The sequence below is a fragment of the Rhodobacter capsulatus genome, from assembly GCF_052363185.1.
Lineage (GTDB): Bacteria > Pseudomonadota > Alphaproteobacteria > Rhodobacterales > Rhodobacteraceae > Rhodobacter > Rhodobacter capsulatus_E.
The window spans coordinates 1,250,001-1,268,532 of sequence record NZ_CP198955.1 but is presented as its reverse complement, the minus strand read 5'-3'; the positions used below and the strand labels follow the sequence as shown (position 1 = coordinate 1,268,532).

Genomic DNA, 18,532 nt, shown 5'->3' with positions numbered 1-18,532 from the left:
GTATCGGCTTGACCGCCAGCCGCTGCCTGACGGGACCTACACCACAGGAGACCGGGTGATCGACGAGGCGGAGGCCGCGATCATTCGGCGGATTTTCACGGAATATGACCGGGGGCGCAGCGCACGGGCGATCGCGATCGGCCTGAACCGGGATGGCATCCCCGCCCCGCGATCAGGCGGCAAGGGCAAGGGCACTTGGTCTTTTTCGACGATCTCCGGGAACTGGAAGCGCGGCACGGGCATTCTCAACAACGAGCTGTATGTGGGCAAACTGGTCTGGAACCGGCAAAGGTTCGTGAAGGACCCGGACAGCGGCAAACGTCAAGCACGGCCGAACCCGCCCGAGGCTTGGATCACGGAAGACATTCCGACCTTGCGCATCATAGAGGAGGACCTCTGGTCTCGGGTCAAACATCGGCAGGGCGCGATCCGGGAGGATATCCTGACCGAACGCGCGGAAGACCCGGGTGCGCCGAAGATCGAACGGGGTCATCGGCCGCGCTATCTGCTGTCGGGGCTTCTGACCTGCGGCTGCTGCGGGTCGGGCTATATCATGATCAGCGATAGCCGCCTGGGCTGCGCTGCGGCACGGAACTCCGGGACCTGCCTGAACCGCAAGACGATCAAGCGCACCGACGTTGAGGCGCGGGTGCTGGGGGGCCTCAAACACCACCTGATGCATCCCGACCTGGTGGCAGAATTCATCGCGGAGTTTCACCGGGAGATGGAGAACGAGCGGCGCGAGGGCGCGGCCGGAAGCGCTGAATACCGCCAGCCTGCCCGCCCGGGCGTCGTTGTTCGGTGATGACCTGACCAACCGCCAGGCGCGCAACGGTAGCCAGCCCTTCGCCGTCGTGGACGGGATCGCGGTGATCGAGATCGCGGGCACGTTGGTGCATCGCGGGGCGTGGATCGGGCAATCTTCGGGGCTCACCTCCTATGAGGGCATCGCCGCCCAACTGCAGGCGGCGCTTGCCGATCCCGCGATCCGTGGCATTGCCCTCGACATCGACAGCTTCGGTGGGGAGGTTGCGGGCGCGTTCGATTTGGCAGACCGCATCCGCGCGGCCAAGGCGCAGAAGCCGGTCCGAGCCTTCGTCGCCGACCACGCCCTCTCGGCCGCCTATGCGCTGGCATCACAGGCCGACCGGATCATCCTGCCCCGCACAGGTGCCGTCGGCAGCATCGGTGTCGTCGCCATGCACAGCGACATGAGCGGGGCACTGGACCAGAAGGGCATCGCCGTCACGCTGATCCATGCAGGCGCCCGCAAGGTCGATGCGAACCCTTACCAGCCCCTGCCCGAGGCCGTCCGCACCCGGATCGCGGGCGAGCTTGAAGACCTGCGCCAACTCTTCGCCGAGACCGTCGCCGAAGGTCGTGGCCGCCGCCTCGATACCCAACGCGCGCTGGGCACCGAAGCCGCCGTGTTCCGCGGCGAGGCGGCGGTCTTCGCCGGTCTTGCCGATGAGGTGGCCGATCCCGCTACCGCCTTTCGCGCGTTCGCCGCCGCACCCCGCGGCACAATCACCCCCAGAGGAAAGGACCCGATGATGACCACTGCCCCCGAAGACCATGCGCAGCCTCCGGTCGCGCCTGCCGCAAGCCCTGCCGCGGAACCGACCCCGCCCGCGGCAGTCGCACCGCCGCAACCCGCGGCGACGACCCTGTCGCCCGAGGCCATCCGCGCCGAGGCGGCGGAGGTCGCGCAGGTCTGCGCGCAGGCCGCCCGCCTTGGCATCCAGATCGATGCCGCCGATGCGGTCGCCAAGGGTGTGAAACCCGAAGCGCTGCGCGCGAAGGTGCTGGCCGATCTTGCCGCGCGCAGCGATGCCGCAGGCATCATCGCCACTGCCCCAGCGGCTGGCACCAAGGAAAGCCCCATCGTCGCGGCCGCGAAGAAGTCGGCCGCCGCCTCGCGCTGACAATTCCGGCCGCGCTGGGCGCGCCCCATCCCCCAACAACCTGGAGACTGAACCATGCCCGTCCTGACGGAACCGCCCAGCATGGGCGATGTCCTCAAATACGAGGTCAACCCGAACTACACCCGCGAGGTGATCACCCTGCAGCTTGGCCTGTCCTATCCGGCAGGGTCGGTCCTGGGGCGCATCACGGCCAGTGGCAAGTACACGCTCTCGCCCGCGACCGGGGCCGACGGTTCGCAAACCGCGGTCGCCGTGCTGCTCTACCCGGTCAACGCCACGCTCGCAGACGCCGTGGGCATCGTGGTCACCCGTGGTCCCGCCATCGTCTCGCGCGCCGCCCTCGCCTACGAGGCGACGGTCAACGATGCGGCAAAGATCGCCGCCAAAATCACCCAGCTGGCCGCCGTCGGCATCATCGCCCGCGACGGCGTCTGATCCCCCTCATTCCCCGGAGCATTCCCATGACCCTCGTCCGCAATCCCTTCGACGCTGGCGGTTACTCGCTGGCCGAGATGACGCAGGCCATCAACATCCTGCCCAACCTCTACACTCGCCTCGCGCAGATCGGTCTCTTCCGCTTCGAAGGGGTCAGCCAGCGGTCCGTCATCATCGAGCAATATGAAGGCGTCCTGAGCCTCCTGCCCTCCGTCCCCCTCGGCGGCCCCGCCACGGTCGGCACCCGCGAGGGCCGCTCAATGCGGTCCTTCGCCCTGCCCTGGATCCCGCATGACGACGTGGTCCTGCCTGCCGACATCCAGGGACAGCCCGCACTCGGAGCGTTCGATGCGGCCGATCCCCTCGTCGAGGTGATGAACCGCAAGCTGCTGCTCATGAGGCGCAAGCATGCCCAGACCCGCGAGTACATGGAGATGAACGCGCTCCGCGGCATCGTGAAGGATGGCGCCGGGACCACCCTCTACAACTACTTCACCGAATTCGGCTTGGCGCAGTTCTCGGTGGACTTCGTCCTCGGCACCGCAGGCACGAACGTGCAGGGCAAGGTCCGCGAGGTGCTGCGCGCAATCGAGGACAACCTGCTGGGCGAGGCCATGACCTCGGTCCATGCCTTCGTCAGCCGCGAGTTCTTCGACAAGCTGATCGCGCATCCGAAGACCGAAGAGGCCTACAAGTTCTATGCCTCGACCGGCGCCCAGCCCCTGCGTGAAGATGTTCGCCGCAACTTCCCCTTCGGTGGCATCCTGTTCGAGGAGTATTCCGGCACCGTCACCCTCTCGACCAAGGCCACCGAACGGCTGGTCCCCGCGAACGAGGGCATCGCCTTCCCCTTGGGCACGATGGACACCTTCACCACCTATGGCGGCCCGGCGAACCTGCTGGAAACCGCCAACACCATCGGCCTGCCGCTCTATGCCCGCCAGCATCTCGACGAGAAGGGCCGCTGGATCGACGTCATGACCGAGGCCTCGATCCTGCCGGTGAACAAGCGGCCCCGGCTGGCGATCCGGCTGCACACGTCGAACTGACGGGTTCCCCATGTCCGTCTTCGCCGCCGCCATGGACCGCATCTTCACCCATGCGTCCATGGCGGCCCCTGCCCTCTGGATCTCGGCCACCACGTCCGAGGAACGCCCGATCCGCATCATCCGCCGCGCGCCCGACCGAATCACCGACTTCGGCGCTGGGAGGTTCGTCAGCGACACAACGGTGGTGGATGTACGCGTGGCGGACCTCCCCGCCCCGCGCCCGGGCGATGTGATCGTCATCGGTGCCGACAGCCATGTCATCCAGGGGGAGCCGCTGCGCGACCGCGAACGGCTGATCTGGACGCTCGACCTGAGGCCAGCATGAAGCTGAAGCTCGAGATCAGCCCCGACCTCGCCGCCCTGATGCAGGCCGAAATCGCCGCAGGCGAAAAGGCCGTCACCACCGCCATGCGCGAGGCGGGCGCGGGCCTGAAATCCGCCTGGCGCGGCCAGATCACCGGCGCGGGCCTCGGCACCCGCCTCGGCAATTCGATCCGGCTGGCCACCTATCCCAAGGGCGGCGAGAGCCTGAACGCCGCGGCGCTGGTCTGGTCGAACGCTCCGGTGATCCTCGGCGCGCATGACACGGGGCCGCTGATCCGGTCACGCGACGGGTTCTGGCTGGCGATCCCTACCCCGGCCGCGGGCAAATCCACTCGCGGCGGCCGGATCACCCCCGGCGAATGGGAACGGCGCACAGGGCTGCGGCTGCGCTTCATCTATCGGCGCCGGGGGCCAAGCCTGCTGGTGGCCGATGGGCGGTTGAACAGCAAAGGGCGCGCAGTGGCGTCACGGGCCAAAACCGGCCGCGGGCTGACCACAGTCCCGATCTTCCTGCTCATGCCGCAGGTCAAGCTGCGCAAGCGGCTGGATTTGGCGCGGGATGCCGAGCGGGCCATCGACGGCGCGCCGGGGCGGATCGTGGCGGGGTGGGTGGAGGGCAGGTTCTGAAAGGGACCGTCGACACACCAGCCGGATCGGCAAATACTGCCCATGATCCACACGGAGATTCCCATGGCCACCCGGAACGTCGTCCTGACAGAAGCGGAGTTCAACCTCGTCGACCGTCTGGTCTCGGCTGGCCGGTATCAGAACCCGTCCGAGGCCTTGCGCGCTGGACTTCGTCTCCTCGAACGAGAAGAGGCCGAGATGACCGATCTGCGTGCTCGCCTGACGGCGGGTCTGGACGAGGCCCGGCGCGGGGATCTGGCCGAGGGACGTGGCGAGGATGCTATCCGTCGGGCTTTTGCCACGGCGCGTGCCGGGTCTTGATGCCGAAACCCTGACGCAGGGGCCATTCTTCACAGGGGACCATGCACGCCTATCGGGCATCGGTGGGCCAATCGGAAGCGGGCGTGCGGGACCGGACAACGCTCGAAAAGCTCGACGGCCGTCAATGACGGAGCGCGGGTTGTGCAAACCGCGCCGGTGTCACGGCTCCGCCATCAATGCGGCAAGCTGACCGTAGGCCGACTGAACGCTGGCAAGCAGTGCTTTCCAATCGTCGGGCGGGTTGCCGTCCTCGAGCATGCCCTTGAACACCCGATAGGCATCCGTGCGGCTGTCATAGGCGCGCAGCGTGGTATCGTCGTTCACCCATGCGAAGATGATGATGCGGCTTTCGGCATGAAAGCGGAAAAACAGCCGGTACTGCTGAAAGAACTTCGCCCGGAACCAGTGCCGGTGCTCGTCGCCAAGCGTATTGCCCTGCCGGAACTTCGGGTCTGCGGGGTCGGCCGGGATTTCTTCGAAGATCAGCTTGTTGATCGCAGCCAGGCGCTTGGTTGCGTTCTTGCTGCGATAGCCAGCCGGGTTTGCAGCCTTCAGGGCCGAGACCTTTTCGGCAAGTTCCGCCACCTGATCAAGAAGCAACGGGTGCGCGAACAGTGTCCAGCCGTTCACCACCAACGGCACGTTGGCGGCGTCCGTCATTCATCTTCGGGCGACAGCGCCGCATCAAGGTCCACGTCGACACCGTCAACGAGCTCGGCCAGCTTGGCGCGCAGCGGCGCGTCCAGTCCACGGACATGGCCGGGATTCTGGCGAATGTCCTGCGCCAGAAACGCCAGAAATGCGCCGATGGCAGGGTCTTCCGCAGTATCCGAGGCGCGGCGGAGCAGGACGTCGCCTTCAGGCAGGATGGTGTAGGAGATGCGATCACGCTTATTCAGGCCGAGCGCCTTGCGCACGACGCCAGGCATCGTGGTCTGGTACTTGTCGGTCAGCGTGGACTCGACCTTGAGTTCAGCCAGCATGTGATTCTCCTTCACCTCGCAATCACAAGGTAAGGCAAACGCATTACCCATTCAAGAACACAGCGGTTGAATGGCCCGGACCGCGCTTCGGGCCACCCGCAACACTGGTACATCCATGCCCACCACCCGCGAACTCGTCTTGGCCGCGCTACATGCGCGGTTACTGCCGCTTGCCGCCCTCACCCTGCGTGACGAGGTGCTGCCGGAGCGGATCCCCGCTGCGGGGCTGATCATCCTGCGCGATGGCCAGCCGGGGGAACCCGAAGTGACGCTGTCGCCCCTGCTCTACCACTACCAGCACCGTGCCGAGTTGGAGGTCGTCGTCCAGGCGGGCTCCGGCCGGGCCAGTGCCTTCGACGATCTGATCGCCGCCATCGGCGCAGCGCTGGAAGCCGACCGGACGCTCGGCGGCCTCTGCAACTGGGTCGAACCCGAAGCCCCGGCCTCGGTCGATCTGCCCGTCGAGGGGGCCGCGGCGCTGAAGGCGGCGGTGGTCACCGTCGTCCTGCACTACACCACGACCGGCCCCCTGGCCTGACACCCCCACATAGGAGACCCCCATGGCACGCGCTCACGGCGCGCGGGCGCAGATGGCGCTTGCGTTCGAAACCGTCTACGGCACCCCGCCCGCATCGGGCTATCGGACGGTGCCCTTCGCCAGCACCACGCTCGGCTCGGAACAGCCGCTGATCGCCTCGGAGCTGCTGGGTCAGGGGCGCGACCCGTTGGCCCCGATCAAGGACGCGGTCACGGCCGATGGCGATGTGGTGGTGCCGATCGACGTCGAGAACTTCGGCCTCTGGCTGAAGGCGGCCTTCGGTCAGCCCACGACCACCGGCACCACGCCCAAGACCCACACCTTCCAGTCCGGAAACTGGACGCTGCCGAGCATGGCCATCGAGACCGCGATGCCCGAAGTGCCGCGCTATGCGATGTACACTGGCTGCGTCTGCGACCAGTTGTCGTGGCAGATGGCACGGTCGGGGCTGCTGACCGCCACCGCCCGGCTGGTGGCTCAGGGCGAGAACGTCGCCGCCGCCACGGCCGCGGGCACGCCCACCTCGCTGGCGCTGCAGCGGTTTGGCCATTTCAACGGGGCCATCACGCGCAATGGTACACCACTCGGCAACGTCATCTCGGCCGAGGTGACCTATTCCAACGGCCTCGACCGCATCGAGACCATCCGCTCGGACGGCCGCATCGAAGGGGCAGACCCCGGCATGGCCGCCTTAACCGGCCGCGTCGAGGTCCGTTTCGCCGACACCGCTCTGATCACGCAGGCCATCGACGGCACGCCTTGCGAGTTGGCCTTTGCCTGGAGCCTCGGGGCCAATGCCAGCTTCACCTTCACCGCGCATGCCGTCTACCTGCCGCGCCCCCGGATAGAGATCCCCGGGCCGCAGGGCATCCAGGCCACCTTCGACTGGCAGGCCGCGAAAGCCACCAGCCCCGCCCGCATGTGCACCGCCGTCCTCGTCAACACCGTCACGGGATACTGACCATGATCCGTCTGAACCTGTCAAACCGGCCCGAATGGCTGGACCTCCTGCCCGGACTGCGCGTCCTCGTGGCCCCGCTCACCACCGCGCTGATGGTCTCGGCGCGCGCCGATCCCTTGATCGACAATTTGTCGGAGGCATCAAGCCAGGAGGACATGGCGCTGGCCATGGCAAAGGCTGTCGCCCGCCGCGCGCTGCTGGATTGGGAAGGCGTCGGCGACCATGACGGCAACCTCGTGCCCGTCAGCCCGGCCGGGATCGACGCCCTTCTCGAAATCTGGCCGGTCTTCGAGGCTTTCCAGGCGCAATACGTCGCCCGTGGTCTGATGCTGGATCAGGAAAAAAACGCCTCCGCGCCCTCGCCGACTGGTCCTTCGGCGGGGGCGACGGCTACTGCGCGGCTTGCTCGGGCCCCTGCCCCGACTGCCCCGCAAGACTGAACCGGCCGCTGACGGTCGAGGGCTGGCAGGTCTGGGACCTGACCCAGCGCCTCGGCGGCCAGCTGCGCATCGCGCCGGGGGCCGTCATCGGATGGGATATGGGTGCCGCGCTTTCACTGGCGAAGGCGCTGGGCGTCAACGCGCTGATCGCCGCCGAACTGCTGCCCGAGGTCGAGGCGGTGATGGTGCGCAAACTGAACGAGCAGATGGAAGGACGCCGGAATGGCTGAGAAGAAGGTCTCCGTCCGCCTCGTGGCGGAGGGCGGACGGCGCGTGCGCGCCGTGCTGGAAGGAGTCGGCGAAGCCGGGGCGCGTGGCTTCGGCCGCTTGTCGCGCGAGATGGAACTGGCGAACACGCGGCTGGCCGCTTTCGCGAGACGCACTGGCCTCGCGCTCGGGGCCGCAGCTGCCGCTGCCACAGCCTCGCTCGGTCTGATCGTGCGGTCCACGGCTGAGAGCGCGGCGCAAGTCCGACAGTTCGCGCAGGTCGACGCCTTCCTGATCGGGACCGAGATGCGCGGCCTGACGACGATCCGCTCCAGCGCCAGCGCCTATCCCGCCGTCATCGCCTTCAAGGCGCTGGCGGCGGACGTGAAGGCGATCCTCGGGTCGGGCACCAAGGTCGGCTATGCTTCCGACTGGTCGGAGTATTTCGGCCATCAGCCCGGTGACGGCAGTGGCGATGTGTTCTTCCACCTCGACCCGCTCTGGTCGGACGCGAACATCGATTTCATCGGCATCGACAACTACATGCCGCTGTCGGACTGGCGCGACGGCTTCGACCATGCCGATGCCCTCGACGGCTGGGCGGCGATCCACGACCGGGGCTACCTGCAGGCCAACATCGCGGGCGGCGAAGGTTTTGACTGGTTCTATGCCAGCCCTGCCGACCGGTCGGCCCAGATCCGGACGCTCATCACCGACGGTGTCGCGGGCAAGCCCTGGGTCTTCCGTTTCAAGGATCTGCGGGCCTGGTGGTCGAACCCGCATTTCAACCGGCCGGGCGGGGTGGAGAGTGGCACGCCCACTACGTGGGTGCCGCAGTCGAAGCCCGTCTGGTTCACGGAACTCGGCTGTCCCGCCATCGACCGGGGCACGAACCAGCCCAACGTCTTCTTCGACCCCAAATCCTCGGAGAGCTTCACGCCCTACTTCTCGCGCGGCTGGCGTGACGACGCGATCCAGCGCGCCTATCTGGAGGCCAGTTACCTCTGGTGGGGACAGGGCGCGAACAACCCAACGTCGTCTGTTTACGGCGGCCGGATGGTCCACGTTCCCGAATGCGCCGCCTGGACCTGGGACGCGCGGCCCTATCCGTTCTTTCCCGAACTGACCGGCGTGTGGACGGACGGCCCCAACTGGCGACTCGGCCACTGGCTGACCGGACGGCTTGGTGCGGTGTCGCTCGCCGCTCTCGTGCGCCATCTCTGCCTGCGCGCTGGGCTGGCGGAAGGCCTGATCGACGTCTCAGGTCTCTGGGGCGCGGTCGAAGGTTATGTGATCGTCGCCCTCGAAAGCCCGCGCGCATCGATTTCCACGCTGGCCCGGCATTTCGGCTTCGATGCCATCGAGACCGAAGGCGTGATCCGCTTCGTCATGCGCGGGCGGGCGTCCAGCCTCACCCTCACGGTGGATGATCTGGTGTCCAGCCGAGAAGGCGAGGCCTTCGAGCTGACCCGGGGCCAGGAGACCGAACTGCCGCAGGCCCTGAAGTGGCAGGTCGCCCGAGCCGACGAAGATTACGACGCCGCCCTCGTCGAGGCCCGCCGCATCACCGTCGATGCGACCCGCATCGCCTCGGAGAGTTTCCCCATGGCGATCCCGTCCGAGGAGGCCGAGCGCCGCTGCCGCCGCGCACTGATGGAAGCGTGGATCGGCCGGGAAAGCGCCACCTTCCGCCTGCCGCCCTCGCGGCTCGCTCTCGATCCCGCCGACGTGATCCGGCTGGCACATGACGGCCGCGAGATCGAGTTCCGCCTCGTCTCGGTCGCCGATGCCGAGGCACGGGGCATCGAGGCGGTGCGTCAGGACCGTGCGGCCTACGACCTGCCGCCCGGCGATCCGCGCCCAGCCTCGCTGGCCAGCCCCGTCGTCTTCGGCACGCCCGAAGTGGTGATGCTGGACCTGCCGCAAATCAGCGAGGACCAGCCCGCGCATCGCCCCCTGATCGCCGCCCATGCGAGCCCCTGGCCGGGCCAGATCGCCGTCTTCCGCAGCGCCTCGACGGACGGGTTCAACCTCCTGACGACCTTCGGCAGTCGGGCGCGGATCGGCACGCTGGCCTTCGACTTCTTTCCAGGGCCGACCTCGCGCTTCGATCTCGGCAACGCGCTAGTCGTCGATCTGCTGTCGGGAACACTGGCGAGTGTGACCGACGTTGCCCTTTTCGGCGGGGCGAATGCGCTGGCGGTCGAGAGCGCCGCTGGCCGATGGGAGATCGTGCAGGCTGGCCAAGCAGAACTGATCGCCCCCGGCCGGTACCGGCTGACCCAGCTCCTGCGCGGTCAGCGCGGGACGGAGCACGCGATGGGGAACCCGGCCCCGGCCGGGGCGCGGGTCGTGGTGCTGGACGCGACGCTTGCCTCCCTACCCATCGCCGAGGCGGACCTCGGACTGCCGTGGAACTGGCGGGTCGGCCCTTCGGCCCGCGCCGTCAGCGACGACAGCTACGCCGCGCTGGGCTTCACCCCGACCGGGCGGGGCCTTGTCCCCTTCGCGCCGGTCCATGTCGAACAGCCGTGGCGGACGGCCCGCAGCCCGGGCGATCTGACCATTCGCTGGACGCGCCGGTCCCGCGCACTGGTCGCGGATGCATGGGAACAGGTCGAGGTGCCAGTCGCCGAGGACCTGGAAGGCTACGACGTCCAGATTCTTGATGGTGCGATCCTCAAGCGCACGCTGACCAGCAGCACGACCTCCGTCCTCTACAGCGCCGCCCAACAGGCCGCCGACTGGGGCGCGCCGCTCGGGCCCGGCCAGACGCTGGCGATCCGCATCTACCAGCTCTCGAACCGCCTCGGCCGCGGCACGCCCGCCGTGGTCACGCTGCAATTCTGATCCCAACCCACGGGAACCCCCATGTCCGACACCACAACCCATCTGGGCCTGCCCTATCTCATGGCGGCGCAGGCGCAAAAGCATGTCACCCACAACGAGGCCCTGCGCCTGCTCGACGCCATGGTGCAGTTGTCGGTTCACGACCGAACCCGCACCACGCCCCCGGCCAGCCCGGCCGACGGCAACCGCCATCTGGTGGCCTCCGGCGCAACCGGCCTATGGGCGGGTTGGGACCTTAACATCGCCTTCTGGATCGACGGCGCATGGATCCGCCTCGTGCCGCGCATCGGCTGGCTGGTGTGGGTCGCGGCCGAGGGCCTGTTCCTCGTCTGGACCGGCAGCGCATGGGATGTGGTCGGAGAACCCCGCGACGTGTCAGACGCGATCTTCAGCCTGGTGAACGATGCCGATCCGACGAAGAAGGCGACCTTCTCGCTGGCGGGCATCAGCGCCGGGACGACGCGCAGCTTCACGCTGCCGAACACCTCCTCGGAACTGGCAATCCTGGCGGGAACGCAGACCTTCACCGGCAACAAGACATTCTCAGGGACCTTGACCGCCTCGGGCACGGTTACCGTTTCGGCCGCTTCCGCAAGTATCGGCACGGCCACGACGACCGCGACCTACGGCATGGGCACCGGCGCCACGACGACCGGCGTCATCAAGACCCTGAACATCGGCACCGGCGGCGTGTCCGGATCAACGACGGTCGTCAACATCGGTTCGGCTACCGCAGGGGCCGGCGGCACGACCGTCATCAACACACCGACTGTCACCTTCGCCAATGCCGTCACGCAGATCGGCATGCCGCAGGCCAACCTGACCGCGCAACTGCTCGGCCTCGGCGGGGCGACAGCCGACAGCTACAACCGGCTTTCGGTCAACACACCGGCAGTGCTGCTGAACAACGCCGGGGCCGGGATTGAGGCGACGGTGAACAAAGCAGCCGTGGGGAACGACGCCGCCTTCGCCTTCAAGACCGGTTTCTCGGCGCGGGCCTTGATCGGCCTCCTCGGCAATGACGACTTCAGCTTCAAGGTCAGCCCGGACGGGTCGGCTTTCTATGACGCGATCCGCATCGACCGAACGAACGGCCAGGTGGAACTGCCGCAGCCCACGGTCCTGCCCGGCCTTAGCGCCGCACCTACCCCGCCGCCCTCCGGCAAGGCATCGGTCTACGCCCGCAACCGCGCCGGGGCGCCGTGGATCGACGTCATGCGCCCCTCCGGCCGGGACTTTCCGCTGCAGCCCCACTTCGGGGTGAACCGCATCGCGACCTGGTCGCCCTCCGTCACGACGACCATCACCACCGAAGGCATGCCGATCACCTCGGTCGGGACCGTTTCGCACCCGACCCTCGCCGCAACAAACTTGGCCGCCTCGATGCGCCGTTGGCGCCTCACATCGGCGGCCGTCGTGGACTCGGTTGCCGATCAGCGCTCCGCAGGCTGGGCCTGCTGGCGCGGCAACGCGGCGGGCTTGGGCGGCTGGACGTTCGTGACGCGGATTTCTCTGAACACCCTGCAAGCCACGGGGATGGGGTTCTTCGGCCTTTACGGATCGACGGTCGCGCTGGCCACCACCCTGACGCTGGCCGCAGCCATCAACTGCATCGGCATCGGCTTCCAGCGCGGCACCCACACCCGCTGGCAGCTGGTGGCAAACGACGGGACCGGCGCGCCGACCTTGACCGACATGGGGACGAGTTTCGGCATCGCGAGCGGCGGGGTGCTGACCCTGTTCATCGCGGCACCGCCAAATGGTAGTTCCGTGTGGGTGCGGGTGGTCGACGAGGTATCAGGCGCTGTTTTCGAGCAGGAGATTGCCTCTGACCTGCCAGCCAACACACAGTTCCTGTCACCCCGGCTGTTTATGAACAACGGGGCGACAGCAGCCCTCGTCGCCTACGATTGTGCCGGGGTCTACTTGGAAACCGACTTTTAGGCTGTGAGGTCAAGCCTTCCTTCGGCGCCGAGGAATGGGTCTTGCAGGCTGATCGCCGTTTGTGACTTTCGCCTTGCCGGTACAGGTCGGATACCGGACGCAGCCAAGGAACTTGCCAAAACTGCCGCTGCGTTCGACCAGCCATCCATCTTCGCAGTCTGGGCAGGTCGGATAAGTGGCGCCGCAACCACATCGAACCTCGCTCGTTCCCTCTGCGAGGCGTGGCAGGGTCGTGCCGCAGGATGGGCAGGCGGGAAGAAGGTTTCCACAGTGCTGGACGTGCTCGCACCGATACCAGATGCGGCCATCCTGCCCGGTCACACCCAGCAATCGTCCTTCGCACTCACCGCAAACATGAGCCTCGGGTTCAGCTCCGGGGGCTGTCGATATCCCGTAGGCGGGGTCTTTGCGAAGCTCGGTCACGAAGGACGACGGTCGGGCATTCGAGGCAAGGATCGTCAGGGTATGACGCGCCCGAGTCATAGCCACATACATGACGCGCCGCTCTTCGGCGTTCTGGAACGCTTCCTCTTCCGGCGAGACCAGAGACAAAAGTGGGTCGTCGACGATCTCTGACGGGAACCCCATACGCCCGCTGTCGGCATTCAGCAGGACGACGTGGTCGGCCTCCAGCCCCTTCGACGCATGGATGGTCTTGAATTCAATCTTAAGCCGCGGGAAGCGGCGCCGCAGACCCGGCATGTCCGGTTCGTTGAAACGATAGCGGCCAAGGAGCAATACCGTCGCGGGCTTTGCCCCGAGCGCCGCGGCGGCAGACAGGGCGGCAAGCACCTCGTTCAGTTTCCCCTCATCTTCGCCTTTGGACACCGTGACAACCTTGATCGCCGGTTCGGTGGCGGTTCCAGCCGGGACGATCTTCTTGTCGATCTGGGCGGGGTTCCGCAGAACGAAGGTTCGGGCAGCAAAGGCGATCTGGTCGACCGACCGGAAGGTGCGGCCGAGATCGACGGTTCTGTGCACGCCAGTCTCGCCATCGAAGCGCCCCCCGAACTCCCGCCCGAAATGGCGCATAAGGTGGATGTCGGATCCGGCGAAGCGGAAGATCGATTGCCAGTCGTCACCCACGGCAAAGACGCGCACATCCGGATGCTGGGCCTTCAGCGCCTTCACCAACCGCGCCCGGCTTTGAGAGATGTCCTGGAACTCGTCGACGAGGATATGGCGGAACGGGCTGACATAGCGTCCGTCCTCTGCATAGCGCGCAGCGCGCAGGATCATGTCCTCGAAGTCGATCCGGCCCTCCAGACGCTTCTGGTATTCCTCGAAGACCGGCGCGAAGACCTCGAGGAACGCCCGCGCGCGTTTGCCCAGCTTCATCCGATCTGACTTGGTCTCGCAATCCTGCAGGCTGTAGCCGCCGCTCTTGAACTTGCGCAGGAAGGTTCCGAGGAGCTTGGAGAAGTCATCAACCTGCTTCAACTCGACGATCCGGTCATAGATGGTGTCGACCGGCCGGGGGTTCAGGGTGACATGCGGCGCCAGCTTCTCGGCAAGGCCGGTCAGCAGTCGCCCCTCCTGCCGTTCATAGCTGTAGGTCTCGATCAAGGTGGTCTGATGCTGGGCATGGACCTTCCGCTTCCAGTCCATTCCTGCCAGGTATTCGTCGCGGTCCACGAAGGGTGCCGTGACCAGGCGCTCGCTGCCATCCCGTGTCTTCTCACGCCGCACTCCGAAATGCTCGATATAAATGCCGCTTTCGGTCAGCCGGAAATCGGGCTGGTAATCCCGCCTGCCGACCTCGGAAACCTTGTGCTCGTAGAGGGGCTCGTATTCGTAGGCGACGCCGTTCTCGTAAAGCCAGTTGGCGATCTGGAGTTCTTCGTAACTCTTGACCTTTTCGCCCTGCAGCGTCCGCAGGTCCTGGGCTTCCATGTGAGTGTAGAAGTCGTGCTTGGTCTTGAAATCCCATTCGGTCTTCGGCTCGACCAGGAAGTGCGCGAAGAACTGGATGATCGCCTTGGACACCTCTGACAGGCGGTAGACCAGGTCCTTCAGGATCTGCTTGATCAGATTGCTGAAGGCCGTGTCGTCGGTGGCATGGTCGGCAAGGGCGGGCTTTGACCCTTCGACAATCCCGATGATTTCATAGGCAATCGCGTGGAAGGTCCGCGCGACGATGGGCACGCCGGATCGGGCTTCGACCCGTTCCGACATTTCCTCGGCCGCATTCTTCGCGAAGGCCAGAAGCAGGATTTCCTCCGGCTGACGAATGCCCGCCTTGACCAGATAGGCCGCCTTGGCGGTGATGACGCTGGTCTTCCCCGATCCTGCACCGGCGAGGATCAGCGTCGCATCCTCGTCGACGACGACCGAAAGGCGCTGTTCCGGCGTGAGCGGCTTGCTCTCGATGGTGTCGAAAAAATCCTTCCAGCGGTCCAGTTCAGCCGTGACGAAGGCGACGATGGCATTCGCCCGTGCTGATCGCGGGTCGGCGACGAATTTCCGGACAGGTGCGATGCGCGCCGCGACCTCGGGACCGATGGCCTCGGCATTCAGCTTCGACAGAAGCGATCCATCCAGGGCCCGGGCGTCATCCAGGAGCGGCGCGATCTGACACGCCGAAGGATATCCGGGCGGCGCTGCCAGCGCCAATACCCCGGCAAGGATCCGGTCCAGTCTCGCCGCTTCTTTCTCAAGGGCTGCGAGATTGAAGCGTGTCCAGGCCTCTTTGACCTCGTCCGCGAAGCCCGTGGCAGCGACGTGGCTGGCCGCCTTCAGCGTGACATCGGCGCGCTCCTTCGAGTTGATCGTGAGCGCAGTCCCAAGCATCCCCTTCCGGAGGGCAGGCGCACTCGTCAGCGCCTGCAATGGAAGGCTGGCGATCTGACCGCGTTGCGTGATCCTGATGTGATCCCTGTCCAGTTCCATTGCGCGGACGGACCTCCCAAAGGGGTCAAGGAGGAAACCAAGCAAAGGGCGTTGTTGCAGTCGAATCAATGAACTGGGCCTCGTCGTCGCGCCCTGTCAGCTTGTGCTGCGACCGGCTTGAACTGCAACTGGCGAGTGCACGGGCCGTGGTTGGGAGTTCTACAGCTTCATTGGCCCACAAGCGACGAAACCACGCGTTCATGTCGTGCGTGCTTTGATTTCAGCCCGCTAGCAGCAACAACCGTTGATGACAGTTTGAACCTGTATTCTGACATCAAGGCATTTTGAGATGTGCAGCGTGGCGTCAAATCCGAGACCTGTCGATGTCGTGCGGAGAATAGGCCCATTATTCTCCGCATATCGTGCGGTGTTTTTCCTTGCGCTTGCGGAGAATGCAGCCCACAATCGCCGCACCTAGCGCGGAGAATATGGTGTACATCTGGGAGCAAGAGGACTGGCCAAGGCTGACCTGGCAGGATGGCAGCATCGCCGCGCCCCTGGCTGCCGTGCGTCACAACCAGGGGCGACTGATCGGCCGGATGGAAGCGCTGGGCTTCAAGCTCCGCGAAGAGGCGGTTCTTCAGACGCTGACCCAGGATGTCGTCAAGACGAGCGAGATCGAAGGCGAGCAGCTGGACGCCACACAGGTGCGGTCATCCTCGCCCGACGGCTTGGCATCGACATTGGCGCCCTGCCCCCGACCGATCGCAATGTGGAAGGCATCGTCGAGGTGATGCTGGACGCGACGCGGAACTATCAGGCCGCGCTTACAGCCGAGCGCCTTTTCGGTTGGCATGCAGCTTTGTTCCCAACCGGCCGCAGCGGCATGACGAAGATCATCGTCGGGGACTGGCGCGATGACAGTACCGGCCCGATGCAGGTTGTGTCTGGACCTTACGGCCGGGAGAAGGTCCACTACTCGGCCCCGCCCGCACCGCGCGTCGCGCAGGAAATGGAAGCCTTCCTTGCATGGTTCAACGCGCCCCTGGCCACCGACGCTGTGATCAAGGCGGCGCTGGCGCATCTGTGGTTTGTGACGATCCACCCCTTCGAGGACGGCAACGGCCGCATCGCCCGCGCCATCGCTGACCTGGCGCTTGCCCGGTCGGAGGGGAGCTCGCAGCGTTTCTACAGCATGTCCGCGCAGATCAGGGTCGAGCGGAACGCCTACTACGACCAGCTTGAGCGCACCCAGAAGGGTGGCACGGACGTCACGTCGTGGATCCTGTGGTTCCTCGACTGCCTCGGCCGAGCCATCCACGGCGCAGATGGCGTCCTGGCGGCGGTCATCGCCAAGGGTCAGTTCTGGGAACGCGCTGCAGCACTGGCGCTGAACGAACGCCAGATCAAGGTACTGAACCGCCTGCTTGATGGGTTCGAGGGCAAGATGACATCATCCAAGTGGGCCATCATCGCCAAGTGCTCACAGGACACCGCGAACCGCGACATCGCGGCGCTACTTGATCTCGGGCTGCTGCGGAAGGGCGAAGGCGGCGGCCGCAGCACGCACTATGAATTGGTGCTGTGACGGCACTGGCGACGATTATCCGCACCCTCGAAGGGGGCCTCGTGTAACGTTGAGTTGTTGTTGAGGTAAGTGCGTTTGCTTATACACAAGCGAAACGCTCAACATTTAATTCATTGATATGTTTAGGAATTTTGGTTGCGGGGGCAGGATTTGAACCTGCGGCCTTCAGGTTATGAGCCTGACGAGCTACCGGGCTGCTCCACCCCGCGTTATGTCCCGAGGGCTTTGTTTGCGATCGGGGAGTATTGTTATCGTCATGAGAGAACTGGCTTCTTACTAGGTTTGGCGGTGACCTACTCTCCCACGTCTTGAGACGCAGTACCATCGGCGTGTTGGCCCTTAACGGCCGAGTTCGGGATGGGATCGGGTGTTTAGCCAACGCTATGACCACCAAACCGAGGAAGAAGCCACGTCCAAGTCAAGGAACTGAGAAGCGCTCCTGCCGCGGATGCGGCCTCCGGCATTGCGCCGGCGCGGAGCGTTCTTCTTACTAACCAGTGTATACTTGCTTTTGATCATGAGCCTTGCTGCTACTGGATCAAATCAAGCCAATCGGGCAATTAGTACCGGTCAACTGAATGCATTGCTGCACTTACATCTCCGGCCTATCGACGTGGTGGTCTTCCACGGCCCTCAAGGGATACCTGGTTTTGAGGGGGGCTTCACGCTTAGATGCCTTCAGCGTTTATCCTGTCCGTTCATAGCTACCCAGCACTACCGTTGGCACGATAACTGGTCCACCAGTGGAACGTTCACCCCGGTCCTCTCGTACTAGGGGCAACTCCTCTCAAGTATCCTACACCCACGGCAGATAGGGACCGAACTGTCTCACGACGTTCTAAACCCAGCTCACGTACCTCTTTAAATGGCGAACAGCCATACCCTTGGGACCTGCTCCAGCCCCAGGATGAGATGAGCCGACATCGAGGTGCCAAACGATGCCGTCGATATGGACTCTGGGCATCATCAGCCTGTTATCCCCAGAGTACCTTTTATCCGTTGAGCGATGGCCCTCCCACTTGGGACCACCGGATCACTATGACCGACTTTCGTCTCTGCTCGACTTGTCAGTCTTGCAGTCAGGCAGGCTTTTGCCATTGCACTCAACGACCGATTTCCGACCGGTCTGAGCCTACCTTCGCGCGCCTCCGTTACGATTTGGGAGGCGACCGCCCCAGTCAAACTCCCCACCATGCAGGGTCCCGGATCCGGATGACGGACCGCGGTTAGACATCAAGAGTGCGAAGGGTGGTATCTCAAGGGAGCCTCCACCGAAACTGGCGTCTCGGTTTCAAAGGCTACCACCTATCCTGCACATCACAATCCTGATGCCAGTGCAAAGCTGGAGTAAAGGTTCATGGGGTCTTTCCGTCTAACCGCGGGTAGTGTGCATCTTGACACACAGTTCAATTTCGCTGAGTCCACGTTTGAGACAGCGGGGAGATCGTTACGCCATTCGTGCAGGTCGGAACTTACCCGACAAGGAATTTCGCTACCTTAGGACCGTTATA

The 18,532-nt window shown here is 65.2% G+C and carries 17 protein-coding genes, 1 tRNA gene, 2 rRNA genes and 1 pseudogene (1 of these 21 running past the window's edge); 15 read left to right on the top strand and 6 right to left on the bottom strand.

The genetic code is table 11. From position 1 onward, the window contains the following. Positions 1–55 precede the first annotated feature (55 nt). The 7 genes from ACTTAG_RS06395 to ACTTAG_RS06365 all read left to right on the top strand — a co-directional run bounded on the left by ACTTAG_RS06395 (position 56) and on the right by ACTTAG_RS06365 (position 4,681). Positions 56–805, top strand: a complete 750-nt coding sequence (locus tag ACTTAG_RS06395; RefSeq protein ID WP_444465205.1) for a recombinase family protein — start codon at positions 56–58, stop codon at positions 803–805. Continuing rightward, positions 795–1,925 (top strand): S49 family peptidase, encoded by a 1,131-nt coding sequence (locus ACTTAG_RS06390; RefSeq protein ID WP_444464685.1) that lies wholly within the window; start codon positions 795–797, stop codon positions 1,923–1,925. The genes ACTTAG_RS06395 and ACTTAG_RS06390 overlap by 11 nt, the downstream gene beginning before the upstream one ends. A gap of 54 nt (positions 1,926–1,979) precedes the next feature. Next, a complete protein-coding gene (locus tag ACTTAG_RS06385) occupies positions 1,980–2,360 on the top strand; it encodes a head decoration protein (protein WP_444464684.1) in 381 nt (126 codons plus the stop codon). A 26-nt stretch (positions 2,361–2,386) separates the two neighbouring features. After that, on the top strand, positions 2,387–3,409 hold the full coding sequence (locus ACTTAG_RS06380; RefSeq protein WP_444464683.1) for a major capsid protein: 1,023 nt from the start codon (positions 2,387–2,389) through the stop codon (positions 3,407–3,409). A 10-nt stretch (positions 3,410–3,419) separates the two neighbouring features. Next, positions 3,420–3,734 (top strand): head-tail joining protein, encoded by a 315-nt coding sequence (locus ACTTAG_RS06375; protein ID WP_444464682.1) that lies wholly within the window; start codon positions 3,420–3,422, stop codon positions 3,732–3,734. Then, a complete protein-coding gene (locus ACTTAG_RS06370) occupies positions 3,731–4,360 on the top strand; it encodes a DUF6441 family protein (protein WP_444464681.1) in 630 nt (209 codons plus the stop codon). Before ACTTAG_RS06375 ends, ACTTAG_RS06370 begins: the two co-directional genes overlap by 4 nt. 63 nt (positions 4,361–4,423) lie before the next feature. Continuing rightward, a complete protein-coding gene (locus tag ACTTAG_RS06365) occupies positions 4,424–4,681 on the top strand; it encodes a type II toxin-antitoxin system ParD family antitoxin (RefSeq protein WP_444464680.1) in 258 nt (85 codons plus the stop codon). 159 nt (positions 4,682–4,840) lie between these two features. On the opposite strand, the gene ACTTAG_RS06360 is transcribed toward ACTTAG_RS06365, so the two are convergent. After that, a complete protein-coding gene (locus ACTTAG_RS06360) occupies positions 4,841–5,341 on the bottom strand; it encodes a type II toxin-antitoxin system YhaV family toxin (RefSeq protein WP_444464679.1) in 501 nt (166 codons plus the stop codon). After that, positions 5,338–5,664, bottom strand: a complete 327-nt coding sequence (locus ACTTAG_RS06355) for a type II toxin-antitoxin system PrlF family antitoxin (protein WP_444464678.1) — start codon at positions 5,662–5,664, stop codon at positions 5,338–5,340. The genes ACTTAG_RS06360 and ACTTAG_RS06355 overlap by 4 nt, the downstream gene beginning before the upstream one ends. Positions 5,665–5,779: 115 nt before the next feature. On the opposite strand from ACTTAG_RS06355, the gene ACTTAG_RS06350 reads away from it, so the two are divergent. From ACTTAG_RS06350 to ACTTAG_RS06325, 6 genes and pseudogenes are all read left to right on the top strand, one after another. Further along, the gene (locus ACTTAG_RS06350; RefSeq protein WP_444464677.1) at positions 5,780–6,202 is read left to right on the top strand and encodes an acyl-CoA transferase; all 423 of its coding nucleotides are present in this window, start codon (positions 5,780–5,782) and stop codon (positions 6,200–6,202) included. A 22-nt stretch (positions 6,203–6,224) separates the two neighbouring features. Continuing rightward, complete coding sequence (locus ACTTAG_RS06345) at positions 6,225–7,163, top strand: phage tail tube protein (RefSeq protein ID WP_444464676.1); 939 nt, start codon at positions 6,225–6,227, stop codon at positions 7,161–7,163. Between the two features lie 2 nt (positions 7,164–7,165). After that, on the top strand, positions 7,166–7,603 hold the full coding sequence (locus tag ACTTAG_RS06340; RefSeq protein WP_444464675.1) for a hypothetical protein: 438 nt from the start codon (positions 7,166–7,168) through the stop codon (positions 7,601–7,603). Continuing rightward, a complete protein-coding gene (locus ACTTAG_RS06335; RefSeq protein ID WP_444465204.1) occupies positions 7,600–7,833 on the top strand; it encodes a DUF7697 family protein in 234 nt (77 codons plus the stop codon). The genes ACTTAG_RS06340 and ACTTAG_RS06335 overlap by 4 nt, the downstream gene beginning before the upstream one ends. Before the next feature lie 211 nt (positions 7,834–8,044). Continuing rightward, a pseudogene (locus ACTTAG_RS06330) lies at positions 8,045–10,660 on the top strand (baseplate multidomain protein megatron); the annotation flags it as partial. Between the two features lie 21 nt (positions 10,661–10,681). Further along, positions 10,682–12,604 carry a DUF2793 domain-containing protein gene (locus ACTTAG_RS06325; protein ID WP_444464674.1) on the top strand — a complete coding sequence of 641 codons (1,923 nt, stop codon included), beginning with the start codon at positions 10,682–10,684 and terminating at the stop codon, positions 12,602–12,604. A gap of 9 nt (positions 12,605–12,613) precedes the next feature. On the opposite strand, the gene ACTTAG_RS06320 is transcribed toward ACTTAG_RS06325, so the two are convergent. Beyond that, the gene (locus ACTTAG_RS06320) at positions 12,614–15,493 is read right to left on the bottom strand and encodes a UvrD-helicase domain-containing protein (protein WP_444464673.1); all 2,880 of its coding nucleotides are present in this window, start codon (positions 15,491–15,493) and stop codon (positions 12,614–12,616) included. A gap of 428 nt (positions 15,494–15,921) precedes the next feature. Between ACTTAG_RS06320 and ACTTAG_RS06315 the strand changes: the two genes are divergently transcribed. Both ACTTAG_RS06315 and ACTTAG_RS06310 read left to right on the top strand, forming a co-directional pair. Next, complete coding sequence (locus ACTTAG_RS06315) at positions 15,922–16,227, top strand: DUF4172 domain-containing protein (protein ID WP_444464672.1); 306 nt, start codon at positions 15,922–15,924, stop codon at positions 16,225–16,227. Further along, complete coding sequence (locus tag ACTTAG_RS06310; RefSeq protein ID WP_444464671.1) at positions 16,206–17,021, top strand: Fic family protein; 816 nt, start codon at positions 16,206–16,208, stop codon at positions 17,019–17,021. Before ACTTAG_RS06315 ends, ACTTAG_RS06310 begins: the two co-directional genes overlap by 22 nt. A gap of 132 nt (positions 17,022–17,153) precedes the next feature. On the opposite strand, the gene ACTTAG_RS06305 is transcribed toward ACTTAG_RS06310, so the two are convergent. The 3 genes from ACTTAG_RS06305 to ACTTAG_RS06295 form a co-directional block, all read right to left on the bottom strand. After that, positions 17,154–17,230 (bottom strand) — tRNA-Met (locus ACTTAG_RS06305). A gap of 71 nt (positions 17,231–17,301) precedes the next feature. Continuing rightward, a 5S ribosomal RNA gene (gene rrf / locus ACTTAG_RS06300) occupies positions 17,302–17,416 on the bottom strand. Positions 17,417–17,560: 144 nt separating this feature from the next. Beyond that, positions 17,561–18,532, bottom strand: a 23S ribosomal RNA gene (locus ACTTAG_RS06295) (it continues 1,858 nt past the right edge of the window).

Bases quoted from the DNA above. Each gene is read 5' to 3' on its own strand.
- ACTTAG_RS06385 (WP_444464684.1), top strand. From the start codon at position 1,980: ATGCCCGTCCTGACGGAACCGCCCAGCATGGGCGATGTCCTCAAATAC.
- ACTTAG_RS06380 (WP_444464683.1), top strand. From the start codon at position 2,387: ATGACCCTCGTCCGCAATCCCTTCGACGCTGGCGGTTACTCGCTGGCC.
- ACTTAG_RS06375 (WP_444464682.1), top strand. From the start codon at position 3,420: ATGTCCGTCTTCGCCGCCGCCATGGACCGCATCTTCACCCATGCGTCC.
- ACTTAG_RS06370 (WP_444464681.1), top strand. From the start codon at position 3,731: ATGAAGCTGAAGCTCGAGATCAGCCCCGACCTCGCCGCCCTGATGCAG.
- ACTTAG_RS06365 (WP_444464680.1), top strand. From the start codon at position 4,424: ATGGCCACCCGGAACGTCGTCCTGACAGAAGCGGAGTTCAACCTCGTC.
- ACTTAG_RS06360 (WP_444464679.1), bottom strand. From the start codon at position 5,341: ATGACGGACGCCGCCAACGTGCCGTTGGTGGTGAACGGCTGGACACTG.
- ACTTAG_RS06355 (WP_444464678.1), bottom strand. From the start codon at position 5,664: ATGCTGGCTGAACTCAAGGTCGAGTCCACGCTGACCGACAAGTACCAG.
- ACTTAG_RS06350 (WP_444464677.1), top strand. From the start codon at position 5,780: ATGCCCACCACCCGCGAACTCGTCTTGGCCGCGCTACATGCGCGGTTA.
- ACTTAG_RS06345 (WP_444464676.1), top strand. From the start codon at position 6,225: ATGGCACGCGCTCACGGCGCGCGGGCGCAGATGGCGCTTGCGTTCGAA.
- ACTTAG_RS06340 (WP_444464675.1), top strand. From the start codon at position 7,166: ATGATCCGTCTGAACCTGTCAAACCGGCCCGAATGGCTGGACCTCCTG.
- ACTTAG_RS06325 (WP_444464674.1), top strand. From the start codon at position 10,682: ATGTCCGACACCACAACCCATCTGGGCCTGCCCTATCTCATGGCGGCG.
- ACTTAG_RS06320 (WP_444464673.1), bottom strand. From the start codon at position 15,493: ATGGAACTGGACAGGGATCACATCAGGATCACGCAACGCGGTCAGATC.
- ACTTAG_RS06315 (WP_444464672.1), top strand. From the start codon at position 15,922: ATGGTGTACATCTGGGAGCAAGAGGACTGGCCAAGGCTGACCTGGCAG.